The organism is Mesorhizobium sp. WSM2240 (genome assembly GCF_040438645.1).
Taxonomy (GTDB): domain Bacteria; phylum Pseudomonadota; class Alphaproteobacteria; order Rhizobiales; family Rhizobiaceae; genus Allomesorhizobium.
On sequence record NZ_CP159253.1, the window covers coordinates 733,670 to 751,111 of the forward strand.

At 60.2% G+C, this 17,442-nt stretch carries 17 protein-coding genes and 4 pseudogenes; 11 read left to right on the plus strand and 10 right to left on the minus strand.

Annotated elements, in window-relative coordinates:
- Window positions 1–102: 102 nt before the first annotated feature.
- The 5 genes and pseudogenes from ABVK50_RS03490 (at window position 103) to ABVK50_RS03510 (ending at window position 3,992) form a co-directional block, all read left to right on the plus strand.
- Entirely contained in the window at window positions 103–351 is a 249-nt protein-coding gene (locus tag ABVK50_RS03490; protein WP_353642793.1) for a DUF6074 family protein, read from the plus strand.
- 579 nt (window positions 352–930) lie between these two features.
- Window positions 931–1,689 (plus strand): annotated as a pseudogene (locus tag ABVK50_RS03495) (IS256 family transposase); the annotation flags it as partial.
- Window positions 1,690–1,756: 67 nt separating this feature from the next.
- Window positions 1,757–3,085, plus strand: a pseudogene (locus ABVK50_RS03500) (IS1182 family transposase); the annotation flags it as partial.
- A 108-nt stretch (window positions 3,086–3,193) separates the two neighbouring features.
- Window positions 3,194–3,637: pseudogene (locus ABVK50_RS03505) on the plus strand (transposase); the annotation flags it as partial.
- A 130-nt stretch (window positions 3,638–3,767) separates the two neighbouring features.
- Window positions 3,768–3,992, plus strand: a complete 225-nt coding sequence (locus ABVK50_RS03510) for a hypothetical protein (RefSeq protein ID WP_353642792.1) — start codon at window positions 3,768–3,770, stop codon at window positions 3,990–3,992.
- A gap of 167 nt (window positions 3,993–4,159) precedes the next feature.
- Here the strand turns inward: ABVK50_RS03510 and ABVK50_RS03515 are convergent, their stop codons facing one another.
- From ABVK50_RS03515 to ABVK50_RS03525, 3 genes and pseudogenes are all read right to left on the minus strand, one after another.
- Window positions 4,160–4,348 (minus strand): hypothetical protein, encoded by a 189-nt coding sequence (locus ABVK50_RS03515; protein ID WP_353642791.1) that lies wholly within the window; start codon window positions 4,346–4,348, stop codon window positions 4,160–4,162.
- A gap of 75 nt (window positions 4,349–4,423) precedes the next feature.
- A pseudogene (locus tag ABVK50_RS03520) lies at window positions 4,424–4,531 on the minus strand (RidA family protein); the annotation flags it as partial.
- A 1,868-nt stretch (window positions 4,532–6,399) separates the two neighbouring features.
- Window positions 6,400–7,260, minus strand: a complete 861-nt coding sequence (locus tag ABVK50_RS03525) for a hypothetical protein (RefSeq protein WP_353642790.1) — start codon at window positions 7,258–7,260, stop codon at window positions 6,400–6,402.
- Between the two features lie 33 nt (window positions 7,261–7,293).
- Between ABVK50_RS03525 and ABVK50_RS03530 the strand changes: the two genes are divergently transcribed.
- The gene (locus ABVK50_RS03530; RefSeq protein ID WP_353642789.1) at window positions 7,294–7,716 is read left to right on the plus strand and encodes a hypothetical protein; all 423 of its coding nucleotides are present in this window, start codon (window positions 7,294–7,296) and stop codon (window positions 7,714–7,716) included.
- 207 nt (window positions 7,717–7,923) lie between these two features.
- On the opposite strand, the gene ABVK50_RS03535 is transcribed toward ABVK50_RS03530, so the two are convergent.
- The 7 genes from ABVK50_RS03535 to ABVK50_RS03565 are packed head-to-tail and all read right to left on the minus strand — an operon-like array spanning window position 7,924 to window position 12,859.
- Entirely contained in the window at window positions 7,924–8,559 is a 636-nt protein-coding gene (locus tag ABVK50_RS03535) for a YscO family type III secretion system apparatus protein (RefSeq protein WP_353642788.1), read from the minus strand.
- The gene (sctN, locus tag ABVK50_RS03540) at window positions 8,556–9,923 is read right to left on the minus strand and encodes a type III secretion system ATPase SctN (RefSeq protein ID WP_353642787.1); all 1,368 of its coding nucleotides are present in this window, start codon (window positions 9,921–9,923) and stop codon (window positions 8,556–8,558) included. The genes ABVK50_RS03535 and sctN overlap by 4 nt, the downstream gene beginning before the upstream one ends.
- Window positions 9,920–10,573, minus strand: a complete 654-nt coding sequence (locus ABVK50_RS03545) for a FliH/SctL family protein (protein WP_353642786.1) — start codon at window positions 10,571–10,573, stop codon at window positions 9,920–9,922. The genes sctN and ABVK50_RS03545 overlap by 4 nt, the downstream gene beginning before the upstream one ends.
- Window positions 10,552–11,256 carry a hypothetical protein gene (locus ABVK50_RS03550; RefSeq protein ID WP_353642785.1) on the minus strand — a complete coding sequence of 235 codons (705 nt, stop codon included), beginning with the start codon at window positions 11,254–11,256 and terminating at the stop codon, window positions 10,552–10,554. Before ABVK50_RS03550 ends, ABVK50_RS03545 begins: the two co-directional genes overlap by 22 nt.
- 13 nt (window positions 11,257–11,269) lie before the next feature.
- Window positions 11,270–12,037 (minus strand): type III secretion system inner membrane ring lipoprotein SctJ, encoded by a 768-nt coding sequence (gene sctJ / locus ABVK50_RS03555; RefSeq protein WP_353642784.1) that lies wholly within the window; start codon window positions 12,035–12,037, stop codon window positions 11,270–11,272.
- Between the two features lie 19 nt (window positions 12,038–12,056).
- Window positions 12,057–12,482 (minus strand): type III secretion system inner rod subunit SctI, encoded by a 426-nt coding sequence (gene sctI, locus ABVK50_RS03560; protein WP_353642783.1) that lies wholly within the window; start codon window positions 12,480–12,482, stop codon window positions 12,057–12,059.
- Window positions 12,482–12,859, minus strand: a complete 378-nt coding sequence (locus tag ABVK50_RS03565) for a hypothetical protein (RefSeq protein ID WP_353642782.1) — start codon at window positions 12,857–12,859, stop codon at window positions 12,482–12,484. The genes sctI and ABVK50_RS03565 overlap by 1 nt, the downstream gene beginning before the upstream one ends.
- A 453-nt stretch (window positions 12,860–13,312) precedes the next feature.
- On the opposite strand from ABVK50_RS03565, the gene ABVK50_RS03570 reads away from it, so the two are divergent.
- Genes ABVK50_RS03570 through ABVK50_RS03590 form a run of 5 tightly spaced genes read left to right on the plus strand, consistent with a single transcriptional unit; the run spans window position 13,313 to window position 17,325 of the window.
- Window positions 13,313–14,098, plus strand: a complete 786-nt coding sequence (locus tag ABVK50_RS03570; protein ID WP_353642781.1) for a hypothetical protein — start codon at window positions 13,313–13,315, stop codon at window positions 14,096–14,098.
- Window positions 14,099–14,105: 7 nt separating this feature from the next.
- A complete protein-coding gene (locus tag ABVK50_RS03575) occupies window positions 14,106–14,627 on the plus strand; it encodes a SycD/LcrH family type III secretion system chaperone (RefSeq protein ID WP_353642780.1) in 522 nt (173 codons plus the stop codon).
- 7 nt (window positions 14,628–14,634) lie between these two features.
- Window positions 14,635–15,639, plus strand: coding sequence for a type III secretion system translocon subunit SctE (sctE, locus tag ABVK50_RS03580; protein ID WP_353642779.1), 1,005 nt, complete (start codon window positions 14,635–14,637; stop codon window positions 15,637–15,639).
- 48 nt (window positions 15,640–15,687) lie between these two features.
- Complete coding sequence (locus ABVK50_RS03585) at window positions 15,688–16,755, plus strand: hypothetical protein (protein WP_353642778.1); 1,068 nt, start codon at window positions 15,688–15,690, stop codon at window positions 16,753–16,755.
- A gap of 45 nt (window positions 16,756–16,800) precedes the next feature.
- Window positions 16,801–17,325, plus strand: coding sequence for a hypothetical protein (locus tag ABVK50_RS03590; protein WP_353647004.1), 525 nt, complete (start codon window positions 16,801–16,803; stop codon window positions 17,323–17,325).
- Window positions 17,326–17,442 lie beyond the last annotated feature (117 nt).

Here is a 17,442-nt window from a genome sequence, read left to right on the forward strand (position 1 = left end):
TTCAAGCGAGCGATTCCCCGGATGTCCAAAAAGCGCTGTTAACCAAATTTTTTAAACCCGCCAGTTCTTATTCGCGAGACAACTGAAGGCGTGAGGTGATCGATGGGTGAATCAAACATAAGCGCTTTTCCGCTGCATCGTCGGCGGAAATTGATCGAATCTATCGCCCGGGTTCTGGAATCCAAGAACGGGGAGGACGCGAATGCCTTCTGGCGCAGCACCGTCAAGGCAATTCTCGTCCAACTGACCGAATCAGGAATTGCACCGGGGCTCGCCGAGCAGGAGGTTAGAATGCTTCTCCGTGCTGTCTTAGGCGATATAGCCACCCGATCTGCGAAACGCGCACAATAGCATCGCGCACGAGGACGGGTTGCCGCATGGAGAACCCCGGGACTTTGCTCAGACGCCCATCCGGCATTGAGAAAATACGCGGAGCCGTTGCGGACCCGGAACCCACTATCTTCGCGAATGATCCAGTAGAGCGGCGCGTCCTTCCGAGCCAGGCTGCCACGATCGCTCGTGCTTCTTCTTCCGTCATGTTGGGGGGCAGCACCGTCATTGCCTCGCACGCCCTTCAGTGGTGGGTTGCATGAACTGACAGCTACAGGGGCCTACCAGAATTCAGAAGCAAGGCATGGTTTTCACGGCTGCTCCGCAGCAGCAGCATCAATTTTCGGGCCGGTGGACGCTTTTCAGGAAATACGCCTTCCTGAATCCGCGGCTCTCGCCGGCTACAGCGCGCTAATCGACGCCTATGGCTTGCCGTACCCCTGCCGCGCACTCTCTCCGCAACGGCGAGCATCACCGCATCACCAGCGGGACGGCTGGCGCGGGTAGTGTGCTGAGAGTTCTGCAAATTCGCTAGGAGGGGCGGTCATGGCAGGCTGGTGATGTTCAACGTCACCTGATTCCCTCGCGAGGAACGCCACCATGACCAAGACAGAAGGTAAGTCCGCCAGCGCCGCCGTCAAAGACATTCTGCTTCAGAGCCCGGATGGGCTGCGCGAGGTGATCCGCGCGGTGCTGCAGGAAGTGCTCGAAGCCGAGATGGATGAGGCGCTTGGCGCGTCGAAGGGCGAGCGCACGCCGGAGCGGCTCGGCTATCGCTCGGGCCATTACGGACGCACGCTGATCACCCGGGTCGGCAAGCTGGAATTGCGCGTGCCGCAGGACCGCTCCGGCCACTTCTCCACCGAATTATTCGAGCGCTATCAGCGTTCGGAGCGGGCCTTGGTGGCGACCTTGGCGGAGATGTATGTGCAGGGTGTGTCGACGAGGAAGGTCAAGGCCATCACCGAGGAACTGTGCGGCCATGCCTTCTCGGCCTCGGCGATCTCGGCCATCAACAAGCGGCTGGACGAAAGCCTCAAGGCATTTGCCGAGCGCCCGCTTCACGAGCCCTTTCCCTATCTCATCCTCGACGCCCGCTACGAGAAGGTGCGCGAGGCTGGCGTGGTGATGAGCCAGGCCGTGCTGATCGCCGTCGGCATCGACTGGGACGGGCGGCGCCAGATCCTGGCCGTCGACATGGCCGGCCGCGAGAGCCGGTCGGCCTGGAAGGACTTCCTCGTCGCGCTCAAGGCACGCGGCCTCAAGGGTGTCGAACTGGTGGTCTCCGACGACCATGCCGGCCTCGTCGCGGCGATCGGCGAGGTCGTCCCGGAAGCCGCCTGGCAGCGCTGTTACGTGGGGCTGTTGAAGAAGTCTCCTCCTGCTGATTCAATTGAGAAATCGTTGATTCTCTGGAGGGTTCGCGATGCTGGGACGGAAGGAGCGCGATCAGCTTGAGCTATTCATGACTGGCTCGCTGCGGCAGCTTGTTCCTGATGATCATATACTCGCGCGGGTCGACCGTGTGCTGGATCTGTCCTGGCTGCGCGACGAGGTGGCGAACCTCTACTGCACCGACAATGGCCGCCCGGGCATTGATCCTGAGGTTGCGGTCCGGCTGATGCTCGCAGGTTTCCTTCTTGGAATTGTGCATGACCGCCGGCTGATGCGGGAGGCGCAGGTCAACATCGCGATCCGGTGGTTTGTCGGCTACGGCCTCCATGAAGCATTGCCCGATCATTCTTCTTTGACGAGAATCCGCCAGCGCTGGGGTGAAGAACGGTTCCAGCGGATTTTTGAGCGCACTGTACAAGCCTGTATCGACGCCAAAATCGCCAAGGGCGAAGTCATTCATGTCGATGCTTCGCTAATCCGCGCCGACGTCAGCTGGGATAGCTTGGCGGTGCGCCATCTTGAGGCGGTGAGCGCGGCGAATGCAGATGCGGAGGCAGCGATCAGAAAAAGCCGCAAGACAGGAAAGTTCAAAAAAGTCTGCATCACGGATCCGGATGCCAGCATGGCGACAAACGCCCGCAACCGCCGTCTGGAGCCCGCCTACAAACAGCATACCATCGTCGATGATCTGCGCGGGGTGGTTCTCGATGTTGCCGTGACCACCGGGGAGATCAACGAGGGACAGATGATCGTCGAACGGATCGAAGCCGCCATGGAGTCGACCGGGTTATCTGTTAGCACCGTCACTGCCGATGCCGGCTATGCCTACGCGAAAGTGTTCGGAGCGTTCGAGCGTCGCGGCATTGATGCGTTGATCCCGGCCAAGGCAGAGCCGATCCGTAGCCCGGTCCCGCTTCGCCGCTTCCGCTACGATGCCAAGCACGACATACTGAAGTGTCCGCGGGGAAAGATCCTACGTCCGACTAGGCCGGTGAAGCACGGCCGCTTCTTCTATTCGCGCTCCAGTGAGTGCGCCGGTTGCGACCTTGCCTCCCTGTGTCTTTCCAAGGGGCGCGTCAACAAAGCGGTTGTTGTGGGTGACGATTATCCCGCGCTGTTGAGAGCGCGCAGGCGTCGAGAGCGATGGTCGGAGGAGGATCAACGTCTCTACCAACGCCACCGGTGGCGCTCGGAAGGCTTCCATGGCGAGGCGAAGAACTGGCACGGCCTGGCCCGAGCGATCCGACGGGGTCTCGCCAATATGAAGATCCAAGCCTACCTCACCGCAGCGGCGGTGAACCTGAAGCGGCTGGCTGCCGCTTTGTTTGACCGATTCCTGGGATTGTTGCTGTTGATGCGCCCTCTGAAGCTCGTTGACGAGACCTGACGAGGGCATCCGGCAGTTCTGACATCAAAACCGCCGTTGTCTCGGATCAAATGTGGGAAACCCGGCTTTCTCAACAGCCCCTACGTGCACTTCCTCAGGAACGCCCTCGATCACCTGCCGAGAAAGCACGGCGACGACTGCCTGCAAGAGCTCAGATGGCTCTACGACCGGCGCGACCTTGCCGAAGCCAAGGTCGACCTCGCCGCGTGGCTGGCCAAATGGGCGGCGCGCTATCCCCGGCTCACCGCCTGGGCCGAGGAGAACATCGAGCAGACGCTGACCTTCTTCCGGCTGCCGCGCCAGCACCACAAGCACTTGAAGAGCACGAACATGCTGGAGCGCCTCAACGAGGAGATCCGCCGGCGCACCTATGTCGTGCGCATCTTCCCCAATACCGAGAGCTGCCTGCGTCTGGTGCGCGCGCTCGCCGTCGAAACCCACGAAAACTGGATGGAGGCCAACCGATATATCAACATGGACGATCTGCGCGAGCACAAGAAGCTCGCTCTTCGCCAAGCCGCGTGACCAGCTTCATGGCCGCCCAATTTGCTGAACTTGACGCACACAACCCTGGCGCGCTATGACGCCTCGGCACGCGCCGCATCCAATCCTTAACGGCCACCTGACCTTCGCTCTCAAGTATGAAGACTGGACCTTGCAATCCTCAAGCGGCTGTTTCTGGCGACCGGAACCGCATCGAAGCGCTGTTCGCGAAAGTCCGACCGGCAGCTACGGCCGCCGGATCTGGTTTCTCTATGAGTGGCTGACGGACACACGCCTCTACCCCGCCGACGCGGCCACCGTACGCTATGTTCCTGTTGTGGACCTCGAGCTGCAATGGGCGGCGCAGGATAAGACCGCTGCGCGCTACGGCGTGTAGGATAACCTGCCCGGCACGCCGAATTTCTGCCCGCTCGTGGTCCGCACCAGATCCTTGAAGAGTTCATCGGCCTCGACCTGCCTAGGGGCGCACAGGCGATCGTTGCGGACTTGCCGCGCGACCTGCTTGCGCGGACGGTCACCTTCCTCCTGCTCAAGGACTCGCGATCAAGCTCTGCGATAGAGGGCGAGCGTCCACCGCAGGACCGTATCCGGCGCTGGGGCCGCGCCATCGGCGCGGCCGGCCGTCAGCCGCTTGATCGCGATGAGCTGCTTCGCCAGCAAAGGATCGTGCTCGGCGATGCCCGATTCGTGAAGCTCGGCTTTCGACAGGAGGGTGGGTTCATAGGCGAGCATGACCGAAGCGAGCGGACGTTATGCGAGATGAACAAGCCCGTACAGCTTGGCTGACGGCGTGCGCCCACCGGGCTGAACGGTCCGGCCGCCGCGCGTGACAACCGCCTGGCAGAGATCATTGTCGAGCTTCTGCTCGGGATAGGTATTCTTGGTGTTGAAGGTGCGAATCCGCGTGTGCGCCATCTTGGTCTCCACAGGTCGGGCTCGCAGCGGTCGTCAGCTTTGGTCAGGCGTCAACTGGTTCGCGCTCCGCGGCAGCATGGTAGGCTAGATATTTTCGCTGCGTCGAAATGCGGTCGGCCACGTGCTTGGCATCAGCACCATTCGTGTTTTCAAATGGGCCGAACCGCCATTTTGCCTCTGATGTTGATGGGCTCTGAATCACCAGCGAGCTGCTGGTTTGCAATCGGCGGCAACATTCATCGCGATATGATTTGATCGGCGCGCTCCAGGCGCGCAAATAAAGAGTGAAATTCTCTCGAATGCGCTTTCTTGCCCGGCTCGTCTCGCCGCCAGCTTCTACAACTGGTCAAGGGAAAGGCCCGGCAATCAATCCGCAGCGACAACGAGCGGCGGGCGCTCTTCGTCTTCTATGGGGACGGCGTACTCGTACTTCCTCGAACTTGCGGCAATGCCCTGGCAGCGCGCGTCCGATCACGAGCAGAGGGTTCGAACTCCGGCGGTCCAAGACTGTGAACGACCCTAATTCGTCTCGCATGACTATCGCTGCTATCGCATCGCGCTTGGGCATCACGATGCATATTGAGAACTGGTACACCTGCAACCCACCTTCTTCGTGCTGCGACAAAGCACGCTGCAAGATCCGGGCCATGTTGCGCAGCGGAACATAAGTGTCGTTTTTGGTGAGCGTTTGTTGCCTTTCCAACAGATTGGCGGACTGTCGACATTCGGCATGTCTGCTTTCGAGCAAACGAACAGACCACATGTGCAGCGGACAGGGCATTTGCCGAGGGCCCGCCACTTACCCTTCAGATCGGTTCCAGTGAGCACGCCGCGACGAGGCCTTCGGCTTCGGCTTTTGCGCAGTACCTGCCGGGAAGGCGAAAAATGGCTAAGATCGCCCGGTAGGCCCAGAAGCGGTGGAACCTTTCCCTCACGCGAAGAGGCTCTGACGCTGGTTCATCGCGAGGTGCCGGCAGACCGATCACCGCTGCCATCCGGAGCGGCGATCGAAGGGGTCTATTTGGTTCGTCGCAGGCTTGCCGCGCATGCCGGATCGAACGGAAATGGAGCGATGGGACATGTCTTCTCCGTGAAATAGCAAGCCTAGAGTCAACGCCCGCACCGCTGGCTGGGCAGGTAAGTTCCATCTCCCTCTGCGCGGAAGGGCTCAGATCAATATCGGTCGTTCAAGCGGCACGTCATTTGCAGGGAACCATCTTGATGACGAAGGATCCGACACAACAGGCTGATGCAAAATGCAGGTTGTTTCTAGCGGTTTGAAACTGACAACAGTGCACAGCCGACAGATCGCCGAAGCCGCTGCGCGACAATCACGATGATCTCATTCAGTTTGTCGCTCCATAGGAGCTGAAATCATGAGGAGCATTGACGAGCGTGGCACGGCCCCCATCTCAGTGATTAACGCCATCGAAGGTAATATCACGGACGATTCTCCCGCTGGACCGGTTGGTGGCGTCGAGGATTCCGGGCAATCGTTCTGTTCTATGCTGAAGCGCGCGCGCTCTGAGCCTCATGCATCAAGCGTTTCCTCCACTCTCAGAATGCAGCACACCAGTGTCCATCATCTGGGGCCGGAGCTGCTCGGTAGGATTGCTGAGCGGCTCAGCCCGGCCGATCTGCTGAGTATGTCGCAGACAAATCACCAGCTGCGTTTCGACACCTGGCTATCGCCGGCGTCTCGAGAAAGGCGTCAAAGGGCTATTCGGGTTCAGGCCATCTGGGCGAGGTTGACGGGTCACGAGCCCGGCGCGGATCGCTTTGCCGCGCGCATGGTGCCCAGCACGATTCAATCACTCGCGCCCAACTTCAATTGCCTCCCCCGGGCAGACCAGGAGAGCCTCGTCGCGTTAGTCCTGAGGCTTGGCGACCCCGCTGCGCGCAACTCGATCTTGAGGGATATCGGACCGGACTTGGCAGGACTCGAGCCCGATCTCCAGGAGCGTCTCGTCCTCCTCGCCGAAGGACTTGACCAGCGCTGGGAGCGCGCCTCCGCCGTTCGGGCCCTCGGACCAGGCGTGGCAGGGCTTGCCCCCGACCTTCAGCAGCGTCTCGTGGCCCTGGCAGAGGGGCTCGACCGGGCCGGAGATTGCGCCTTGGCCCTGAAGGGCCTCGGAGCGGCAGTGGCAGGGCTTGATCGCGGACTCCAGCAGCGTCTCGTTAGCCTCGCCCAGGTGCTCGAGGACCAAGAGGATCGCGCCTCGGCCGTGCAGGGTCTCGGAGCGGGCGTGGCAGGGCTTCGTCGCGAGCTCCAGCAGCGTCTCGTTAGCCTTGCCCAAGGGCTTGAGTTCCAAGAGGATCGCGCCTCGGCCGTGCAGGGTCTCGGAGCGGGCGTGGCAGGGCTTGCGGCCGATCTCCAGGAGCGTCTTGTCAGAATCTGTGAGGGGCTTGCGGACCGAGAGCATCGCGCTGCGGCCGTGGACGGTTTCGGAGCGGGCGTGGCAAGGCTTGCGGCCGATCTCCAGGAGCGTCTTGTGGAACTCGTCGAAGGGCTTGATCATGAGCATCGCGCGCTCGTCCTCCACGGCCTCGGCACAGGCGTGGGAGGGCTTGCGCGGGACCTCCAGGAGCGACTTGTCAAGCTCGCCGAAGGGCTTGAACAAGTGCATCGCGCCTTCGCCCTCCAAGGCCTCGGCACAGGCGTGGGAGGGCTTGCGCTGGATCTCCAGGAGCGTCTTGTCAGGCTCGCCGAAGGGCTTGACCAAGCGCATAGCGCCTTCGCCCTCCGAGGCCTTGGCACAGGCGTGGGAGGGCTAACGCTGGATCTCCAGGACCGTCTTGTCAAACTCGCCGAGGGTCTTGAGGACCAAGAGCATCGCGGCACGGCTTTATCTGGGCTCGGAGCTGGCGTCGCGGGGCTTGCGCGGGATCTCCAGTGCCGTCTCGTGCGCCTCGCGGAGGAACTCGACCAACCCGCAGATCGCGTCGCGGCGCTACAGGGCTTCGGAAAGGGGCTGGCAGGGCTTGAGCGGGACCTCCAACTGCGTCTCGTCGTTCTGGCCGATCGCATTGAGAACGCTCATCGCGCCGATGCTCTCGTCGCCCTTGGAAGAGGCGTGCCGGCGCTTAAGTTCGAGCTACGAGGGCGCATCGCTGCCCTTGCCGACGAACTCGCCGAGCCGGACCATCGGGCCCGCGCCTTGGCAGCATTGTTGCCTAGGCGGTAAGGGAGATTACGGCTTGCGGAGCGTCTTCAACCGTGTGTGGAATGCGTTGAAGCCGATCGCAGCTGGATCAGACCTGCGGGCGACAATGTGGCCCCTTACGGATATTTGTTGGACGGTGTTTTCCGGATGTCCCTACGTCCCGTTGGCTCAACGGCTGCCAACTGGTCTCGCTTGCTTCAGTCTCCGGAATGACCCCTCTCAACGTCTTTACGAGCGATGCCACCGCCAGGGCAGGGCAGCGCAGCCGAGACCAACCACAGAATCGCTATCGGGGATTTCGCGGAATCGCGATCCGCCGATTGCTGACGACGAATGGCCGCTGCAGATACGATGCAGGTTCACCGACAGATTATCGTCTTGCTCCCTGCCCAAACTGTTCCGCCCCTGGGCGAAATCATCCAATTCCAAATCCGCTGCGCGCTTCTCCTCCAGGGTGGCGTTGGTGCGCAGGGCCCGAACGAGATCCTCGAATTTGCTAACCTCGCGCCACCCCTCACGTGCCGCGCTGTATGCCTCCTCACGTGACTGCCGGGCCAGGTCGGCTTTTGCCCTAGCCTCTTCGAGACGCTTTTGCAGCAGCTGCTCGTGTGCGCGCAGCGAGATCATCTTCGCGTTCACCTCTTCAAGATCAATGAGAGCGGCGGCTTCCCCGATCAATGGATCGAATAGCGCGGCTTCGCGACGGGTGAGCTCTTCGCGCCATCCATGAAGATCGGTCAAGGCGGTTCCGACAGCCGCGACAGCATTGTCGAGAGCGGCACGCCGCAGGCGCAGCTCATCTTCGGCCCGGCGGCGCCTCATTTCCTTCAATTCGAGAAGGCGATCTACGGCTTTGCGTATCATGCCAGACACGCGGCAAGCCCATCGAGCATTGCGTCGAAGCCGATCTGCTCCTTCGTCGACTGCCGCAAGAACGTTCGTATGTGGTCCATCCTTGCGATCGCTGCATCGGCGAGCGGATCGGCTCCTTCCCTGTACTCGCCGACGCGTACCAACAGTTCCACCTCCTGGTATTTGGCCATCAGTTGCCGCAGCCTGCCAGCCAACCGCTCATGGTCCGAGGACACGATAGCGCTCATGACGCGGCTGACGCTCGCCAGAATGTCGATAGCGGGATAGTGGTTCGACATCGCCAAGGCGCGTGAGAGCACGATATGACCATCAAGGATGGACCGGGTTTCATCGGCCACCGGTTCGGCCATGTCATCGCCCTCCACGAGCACGGTGTAGAAGGCCGTTATGGATCCCCGGTGGTCGTTCCCAGCGCGTTCCATAAGCCGCGGCAGTGAAGCGAAAACCGATGGCGGGAAACCACGCCGTGTCGGCGGCTCGCCGGCCGCGAGACCAATCTCCCTCAGCGCACGCGCGAAACGGGTCACTGAATCCATGAGAAGGAGCACACGCTGTCCTTGGTCGCGGTACCATTCGGCGATCGCCGTGGCGACATAGGCCGCTTTGGCCCGCTCCGTTGCGGAGCGGTCGGAACTGGCAACGACCAAAACCGCTCTCGATCGCGCTTTTGCGCCGACACTGTGTTGGATTAGTTCCTGCACCTCCCGACCACGCTCGCCGATCAGAGCTATCACGATCACGTCGACCGCTGCGCCACGCAGCAGCATCGACATCAAGGTACTCTTGCCCCCGCCTGCAGCGGCAAAAATGCCTATGCGCTGTCCCTCGCCGCACGTTAGAAGACCATCGATCGCCCGTATGCCGACAGGAAGAACCTTGTCGATGATAGGACGGGTTAAGGGATCCGGTGCGTCCCGGTAGACAGGCACGCGGGATTCCGGAAGCAAGGGCCCCTTGGTGGACGCGTCCAAAGGTCGGCCGAAACCGTCGAGTACGCGCCCGAGCAGGTTCCAGCCGGTCGGCACCATGAGTGGCTTTCCCGTTGGGATCACTTCAGTGAGCGTGGAGAGGCCCTGCATTTCGCCGAGCGGTGTCAGAATGGCGACATCGCACTGCACGCCGACGACTTCCGCCGACAATTCGAAGTCGTTCTCTGGATTGCGGAGAGTGCAAAGGTCGCCAATGCGGGCACCCGGCGCCATGGCACGGATTACCGTTCCAACCACGTGGAGGACACGGCCGCGGACGCGCATCGTCGACGTCTGTGCAACTGTCCTTTTTGCGCGCTGGAAAAAACGATCGATGTTTTCGTGCTCGGGGCGTTCGTCGGCTCGGCTGACTCGGACATCGCTCATGCTTTTGAAACATTCCAATTGTTTGGCTTTGCACAGACTGATAGGCCGTTACGCAGGCCACTTTCGATCGCGGCAAGCTGGCTATCGATCGTGGCGTCGACCAGTCCAGCAGCGGTCTCGAGAATGCATCCGGCATCATTTACGCGCGCGTCGCCAATCAGGTCGACGACCGCGCGCGATGTCGCCGTCGGGAGAATATCTTCTAACCTGTTGCGGACTGCCTCGAGGAGCGACGGTGCCACACGTAGCCGGACGAGGGAGCTGTGGCCCGCAAACTTCAGACCGCGCATCGCGATCTGCACCGCCGCCTCCACCGGCTCGACGGTGTCGATGATCCGGCGCGCGATCTGCAGACCCATATCGATGATCTGCTCCTCATTTTGCGCCATAATCCGCACAGACTCCGTAGCGATGGCGGTCAAACGGGCTTCGATTGCCGCTTGTGCAGCAGCCATTCCCGCCTCTTTGGCCCTCGCCTCGATCGCTCGGGCGGATGCGCGCGCCGCTTCGATGAGCGCACAGGCTTCGCGCCGTGCCTGCATAAGCACTTGCTCGGCGTCCACCAGTGCCTGTGCACTCCCGGCCGGCAAGATTCGCCCAGGGCCGAGGATACCGGCCGATGCAGGTGTCAGCTGAACCAGTGCGACCATGTCGGCATCTTCTTACGGACAAGGCGCCGCATCGCATGAAATGCGTCCTCGCCAGCATTGTCGTCACCACAGTTCTCAACCGCCGTCGCCCAGATTGGCGCGGGACGGCGCAAGCCTAGCCGAGTCCGCAGCATTTGCGGAATGCCACCAATCGCCAGACCGAACATCGCCGCGCCGCATTGAAGCAAAGCGCCGGGCGCGGACGGAATATCGGAAGCACCAAGCGCCGACATCAGTTTGGTAGTCGGTCGCGGTAAAAGTGCGGCTTGCGAAGCGAATGCGACGGCTTCTTCACCGAGGGCCGCGCGAACCGCCGAGATATCGGTCGTCCGAAGAAGTCCTGCAATGCCGGGTGCACCCACCCAGGCGCCGGCCAGGCGCATGAGGCGCTCGGCGTCCGGGGCGGGGAGGAACGCGAGCCGGCTTCGTGGCGCGGCACCGGCGGAAATGATGGCCGACGGTTCATCAGTTTGGCCACGAAGGAGCCAACGTCCAAGCTTAACACGCGTGAACGGATCCGTCAGAACCTCATCCAGCGGCATCCATTCGGGCCAACCATGCGCCATTGTGAAATCGAGATCAGCGGCAGGATCGGCAATGCAGCACATCACGGCTCTCGCCCACGGTGCTGCAAGCCATTCATCCGACAATGCTGTCCCGGCGATCACTGCTGAGTTGGTCAATTTCGGTCTAATCTCATTGAGCCGCTATGGCGGACGTCTGACGGTGGCGACGCCATAGCAGGAATCCGAGGACTCCATTGCCGAACAGCAATGCCGTTATGCCGCATACCAGTCCGATCACTAGATGGGCGGCGCCGCCGTCTTCCGTCGTGACGACGGCTGTTCTATCGACGGAACGCAGTAAAGGCTTGTCCTGAGTTGCCTCTACGAGCACGACGGAGACCCTTTCATAGGATAGGCCTTCCAAGCTGTTTGCGACGAGCTCCTTGATTTTCGGTACCATCCGATCGACGGTAGTGCCGGGTGCGTAACGGACAAGGACGGCAGCGCTCGACGGCAAGGACGGGTGTCGATCATCACTCGTCTCTTCGGGTGACAACACCACATGGACCCGTGCATCGAGCACGCCATCGAAGATTGACAGGGTCCGCGACAGCTCCTGTGTGATGCCATAAATGTAGCGCACACGCTCTTCTGTTGGCGATGAGATCATGCTCTCTTTCTTGAAAAGACTGCCCATATCGGCGTAAAGGTCGTGAGGCAGTCCGGCGCCGTTCAACAGTTCCATGGCAGTGGGAACATCCTTGATATCTATCGACAATGAGGCATTGCCGCTGTTGTCCGTCCTTTTTTCGGCATAGATGCCTTGGCTCATGAGCAGTGCGAGCATCTCGTTCGCTTCGTGCGCCGGAAGGTCGCGGTACAGCTCGAGCTTCGATCCGCAGCTCCCCAGCGTCAACATCAAGAGGAGTGTCGCCAGCCACTTCAATACGAACGTCACACCCGTCCACCAGGCGAGATCATTGGTTTTTCAGGAAAGTATCCAGGCCTTGCGTGGCCTTGCCCACCACCTTGGCCAAGAGGTCGCACTGTAGGGACAAAGCTGACATCGCGAGCTGCGCATTCAGCCAATCGCCTGAGTGGATTTCTTCCATACCCGCCGTGCTGCGAGCGGCTTCGACGGCGAGGGTAAAGCTGGCGCTTAGTTTCTCCATGCTGCTGAGGATGGCATCTCCCGGTGTTCGCGCGACGCCAGAGCCAGGCGCCACCTCGGTCGACTGGGCGGTCGCAACGGTCGCTGACCTGTCGTGCTGTGGCGGCAAGTCAGGGCGATTGAATTCGGCGCGAAAGGCGTCCAGGGATTCAGTCGATATTTCCGACACAAATGCAGTGTCCGTTGGCAAAACGGACGTCAGCGCCGCTGGGCTGATGCCGTTCACGTTCATCAAATGTCCCTCTCCACAGAATGTCCGGTCGAGCTCTTGCCAATAGCGGCGACGAGTCCATCGACATCGGGATCTCCACCCGGAACCCGCCTGAGTACGGCATCGCACTCGCTGAGCCGTCCGGAAAGATGGAGAGCCAGCGCGCTGAACGCCAACCCATATGCGTCGTTGGTTTCAGAAAGGGGACGGAGCTGCTCCAACGCTGCCTCGATATCTCCCACAGTCAGATCTGCAACGGCGTAAGCGATAACGGCCTCCCTGCTGCCCGGCGCAAGAGCGTTAAGTCCTTTCGCAATTCGCCTGGCCCGCACGACGTCGTTCGAAATGCAAGCCAAGAATGCCACTTCGGCAAGACTGCGCCGCAAGCCGCCCCCCATTTCAGTGCGACTCTCCGATGGCGAACCAGACATCGTATATCGAATTTCCTTCTCTGGCCGAGTCGCGCGCCATCGTCCGGTGACCACGCATCTGCCTGCAGTTTCTTCAAATCGCTCCCGCCACGACCGGCATTCGCGTCATATTTCTCACTGCCAATCTTGCTCAATAGAAAAGTCATGCGCAAATACAAACGCGATATGCCTCCATACTTTCTGCATATGTGCACCGAACGGGAGAGCATGTTTGCCATCTTCATTTCAGCTGGCCGTTCAGATCCCATAGCACCTGCGGATGTATACATATCCAGTTGATATTGGTCGCTCTGTTTTATTTTCGGTAGTGGGTAAATCATTCCAGTGGGCCTGGCGGTCAACGGCCTGGGAACTGGGGCGCAGACGCCATCAAGCCATTGCGGGTAATGCTCTCGCCTTGACGAAGAAAGGAAAGCGAGCGTGACGCCAGTATCGGCAGACGATGTAGTGTCAGTGGCTTTGGGGTGCTTGTTGGAGAACTCAGATCGTCCTTCCACCTCCTCCGTGGCTGTGAAGCGCATTGAGCTCGCTGTCGACAGTGTTGGCATCGTCTTGGAGGCGACAGGCGTACGATCGGTGCGATTAACCAGCACGATTGCAAAGACAGTGCCGGACAATGAACTGGAGATCCGTGAATTGCTCGCAGAGAACCTGCTCCACTGTGCTTCTGACCAGGTGGCGCTCTTTGCCGATCAAGGCGGTGCTCTGCTGATTTGGGCTGACATTGCTAACGTCGATGGCGATCGGGCGATTGTAAGGAAACAAATCGTGTCATTTTGCAATGCGGCGATCTATTGGAATGGAATCTGCAGCCGCCATCGCAGCATCAACCAGTCGCCGCTCTCCACGGATCAAAACTTCGCGCGCGAGCCCGATGCTAATTGCCGGAACGCTTGCGGTTCCACGGGTGGAAGTATGGGTGGCAAAGATCTCGATGGTACAATGGTGAGTGCGCAGCAAACGATCGCGCAGGTCGAGAATCTCTTGAGAAAGAGTCGGGAACAGCTCGACCGGCGAGCTGAGCTCTTGGGCGACTATACCATGACCGGCGATGCTATTTCCGCATTTGTTGAGGCTCAAGACGCGAGTTTTCGGCAAGCCTACGCATCTGAGCGGCAGGCGTTGCTGAGGGACAGCATGACTCTCACTTCCAGTCGGCAGCCAGTACGTGCGCCGCGCGTCAAACCAATGCGGCAAAGGGTCTAAGGCGGTGATGCAGAAGGTAGAGGAGCTAGCAAGGGGCGGTGACGAAGAGGACATTACTGAGGCTGGACGGCTGGCGCGGCTTGCCGAAGAGATCATCACAGGGCGTACGGATTTGGCAGCTGTCGTTGGGATCACGGATGACGAACTCGAGGCAGTCTACGCGCTCGGCCATCGTTTCTATTCTTCTGGTCGATATAGCGAGGCGCTGATCTTCTTTCGCTTTCTATGCATGCACCGGTACACGGACCCGAGATTTTGGTTCGGATTCGCTGCTGCCAGTCAAATGTCGGGCGATTCGGCAAATGCCGTGCGTGCATATGGACTGGCTGCGCTGCTGAACGAGGAGGATCCGCAGATTCCGCTTCGCGCTGCGAAATGCCTCATCGAGCTCGATCAGCGTGCGGCTGCTGTGAGCGCGCTTGAGAGCGTACTGGAGCTTAGCGGTGGAAAGCCCGAGCATAAAGATTTCGCTGAGCGCGCGTCGCTGATGCTGCGGCGGCTCAGGCCCGAAGGAGGCCGCAGTGCATAAGGTGAGCATGACGGAACCGATCGGTGGAATGCGACTTAAAGCCAGGGTGCTAACCCAGGTGGACGCACCCACCCGCAATTTTCCGGTTGGTTTCAGCAAATCGGGCGCTGAACTTGCGCTGCCGCCGGTGTCTGTCGGCGCTCCGGCGTCGGATGCGGCGCCAACGCTGTCCCCGCCACGGGACTTTGATGCGATGGAACTGGCCACGAACTTGCTAGCGCTCAAGATAAAGATGGCCGATGCCCAGGCTGCCGCGGGTATGGAGGATGTGCGGCATCGGGGTGAACTGCAGAAGCAGCAGAACGAGAAAATCGCCCGAAACATTATCGAAGCGGCGGAGAAATTGAGGCAAGCGAAGAAGAGTTCGAGCGCCATGAGGATATTTGGGTGGATTGCGGTCGCGCTGTCGGTGGCAGCGGCAGTGGTCTCCGGCGGGATTTTCGCCTTGTCGGCTGCAGCAGTGGCAGTGGCGGTGGGGACCCTGACCGAGACAGGGGTGATCGAAAAGATGACGCAGGCCATTGCGAAGAGCCTAGTCGAAGACCTGGGGATGGCACAGGGTCGGGCCGAGATTTGCGCCACTGTCATTACGGGTTTCATCATCCTTGCTCCTTCGCTGGCAAGCTTGGGAGGTGCCGGTTTCGTGTCTGGTGGGTGGAATGCGGTGACGAGCATTGCCACAAAGATCACAAGCCAGGGCGATAAAGTGGCGAAGATTGCTATGGCAAGTCAGCACCTTGCGAGAGCGGCCCGGTGGAGCGAAGGTACTGCCACGGCAGCCGAGTTCTTCGCTGGGCTCACCAGCGGAATCATCAAGAAGCAGGCGACGGACGTCCGGGCGGAGACGCTGGATATCAGGAAATTCCTCGCCAAGCTGGCCCAACTTCAAGAGGACGAAAGCGCGCGCATCGAGGAATTGGTCCTCGGCATCAAGACCATGACGCGAAGAGTTGTCGATGCCATCGAGGAGCAGAGTCGATCCGCATCAACCGTCATACGGCATGTCGGCTGACGACCGATCATAGCTGTTCAGGGCTATCAGAACGCTAGGAGAGTATGCGTGCTACACACTGCAAACGACATTCGCGGCCCTCGTCTGCCGGGCCGCGATTTGGCTGAACATTGGCCCTTTTTGCCTATGGCCGCGACGTCTAGTGGTATGGGCGTGAGGTTCGGCGAACTGATAACAACACCGGCCGATCTCTTCAAGTTGGCATCGGCCGGTTCGCCAATGCTCGGAGACGTCTTCGTCCAAAACAAAGGTGCCGAAACCGCTCTGGGAGCACGGCTCGCCTCAGTCGATATATATGCGGTTGGTGCATTGCTGCACAGCCTCAGTCTGAAGTTCCGGGAATCTGCGAGATTGGACCGGCAGGCCGCGCGTGACTGCGATATTGCGGCACAGGAAGCTGCTGCCAAGTCGCTTCGCGCTTCTGGGGTGTGTGAGCTGGTCGGCACCCTCCTAACCTCGGCCTTCAGTATAACCGGTGCGGGCGTCAGTATTATGGGCGCGAGCAAAGCACAGACCCTCTTCGATGCGAAGCTCAGCGGTTTGAACGAAACGGGTTTTCGGGCTCATGCGAAGCCGGCCGCAGAGCCATCCCCGAAGGCTATACAGCCGCCCGAACCGAAGCTGGGCCCAGAGCCATTCGCGGGGGGCAGCCAGCCGCCCGAACCGAAGCTGGTCCCAGAGCCATTCGCCGAGGGCAGCCAGCCGCCCGAACCGAAGCTGGTCCCAGAGCCCTACGCGGGGGGCAGCCAGCCGCCCGAACCGAAGCTGGTCCCAGAGCCATTCCCGGGGGGCAGCCAGCCACCCTCCGCTGACATGACTAGGATCTACGGAGCCCAGCAAGTCGCCCACCAGACGACCTTGATCTGGAGCGGCATCGCCACCGGCATGACAGAGGTCGGTAAGATCGCTGGTGCCGGCTCCAAAATGGGGGCGACCAATGAGCAGGAGAAAAAGGCAAAGCTGGAAGCGGAGGGCACCATGATGCGCTCTCGCGCCGACGACGAGAGCGAATTCAAATCGGCCTATGAAAAGATGATCCAGGATGTTCTGGCAAAGCTTTCCGAGATGAGAGCCGCGGAAGCTGAGACGAGGAGCAGGATCGCCAACATGGGATGAGAGCACAAGCTAAATCTGAACAGGAAAGGCCAGGAAATGCCAAACGTGAGCTTCCAAACTCAATTTTTTCCCATTGCATCCAATATTCCTGGCGGTGGGGGCGACATGACTGCGTTGGCACTGCTACTCCAGACAGACCGTTATAATAATCTCCAGGATCAAGTTAGAGGCGAATTCGATGACATGCAGAAGCGGAACGATTGGCTGAAGACAGCGAACTCCGCTCTGGCCGCGCTACGCGCCAACCGGCCCGCTAACGACAAGGCAATAGCAGAGTATGGCACGTTTTTGGACGCGCAGGGCAACACCCAGAACGTCCATAAGTGGATGCTCGCGCAGAACATTCCTATCGAGCAGCTCAAGGGCGATACCGCCGGTGTTCAGTCGGAGTTCGATGCCGCCGCCTCCAATCTCAAGGCGCGCATCGATACCACGAATAACGAGTCGCAGATGGCGCTGATTCGCCTCCAGTCGCTGATGGACAAGTTAAATCATTGTGTTGAACTCGCCAGCAACCTGTTGTCCAAGGATGGAAAAGCCAAGGAGAACATTATCGGAAACATCAGGTAAATATTCGCGGCCTAGGCGATCAACCTGTCCCCTAGCATATGTAGTTTGTCCAAGTTAAGGGGTAAAAGGATGGCCGTCCTAGGCAGAAACCCTGCATTACTCTATTTCCATTGTTTG

Coding starts and splice junctions, on each gene's coding strand:
- ABVK50_RS03490 (WP_353642793.1), top strand. CDS start 103: ATGGGTGAATCAAACATAAGCGCTTTTCCGCTGCATCGTCGGCGGAAA.
- ABVK50_RS03515 (WP_353642791.1), bottom strand. CDS start 4,348: ATGCTCGCCTATGAACCCACCCTCCTGTCGAAAGCCGAGCTTCACGAA.
- ABVK50_RS03525 (WP_353642790.1), bottom strand. CDS start 7,260: ATGCGCTTGGTCAAGCCCTTCGGCGAGCCTGACAAGACGCTCCTGGAG.
- ABVK50_RS03535 (WP_353642788.1), bottom strand. CDS start 8,559: ATGATACGCAAAGCCGTAGATCGCCTTCTCGAATTGAAGGAAATGAGG.
- sctN (WP_353642787.1), bottom strand. CDS start 9,923: ATGAGCGATGTCCGAGTCAGCCGAGCCGACGAACGCCCCGAGCACGAA.
- ABVK50_RS03545 (WP_353642786.1), bottom strand. CDS start 10,573: ATGGTCGCACTGGTTCAGCTGACACCTGCATCGGCCGGTATCCTCGGC.
- sctI (WP_353642783.1), bottom strand. CDS start 12,482: ATGAACGTGAACGGCATCAGCCCAGCGGCGCTGACGTCCGTTTTGCCA.
- ABVK50_RS03565 (WP_353642782.1), bottom strand. CDS start 12,859: ATGGGGGGCGGCTTGCGGCGCAGTCTTGCCGAAGTGGCATTCTTGGCT.
- ABVK50_RS03575 (WP_353642780.1), top strand. CDS start 14,106: ATGCAGAAGGTAGAGGAGCTAGCAAGGGGCGGTGACGAAGAGGACATT.
- sctE (WP_353642779.1), top strand. CDS start 14,635: ATGACGGAACCGATCGGTGGAATGCGACTTAAAGCCAGGGTGCTAACC.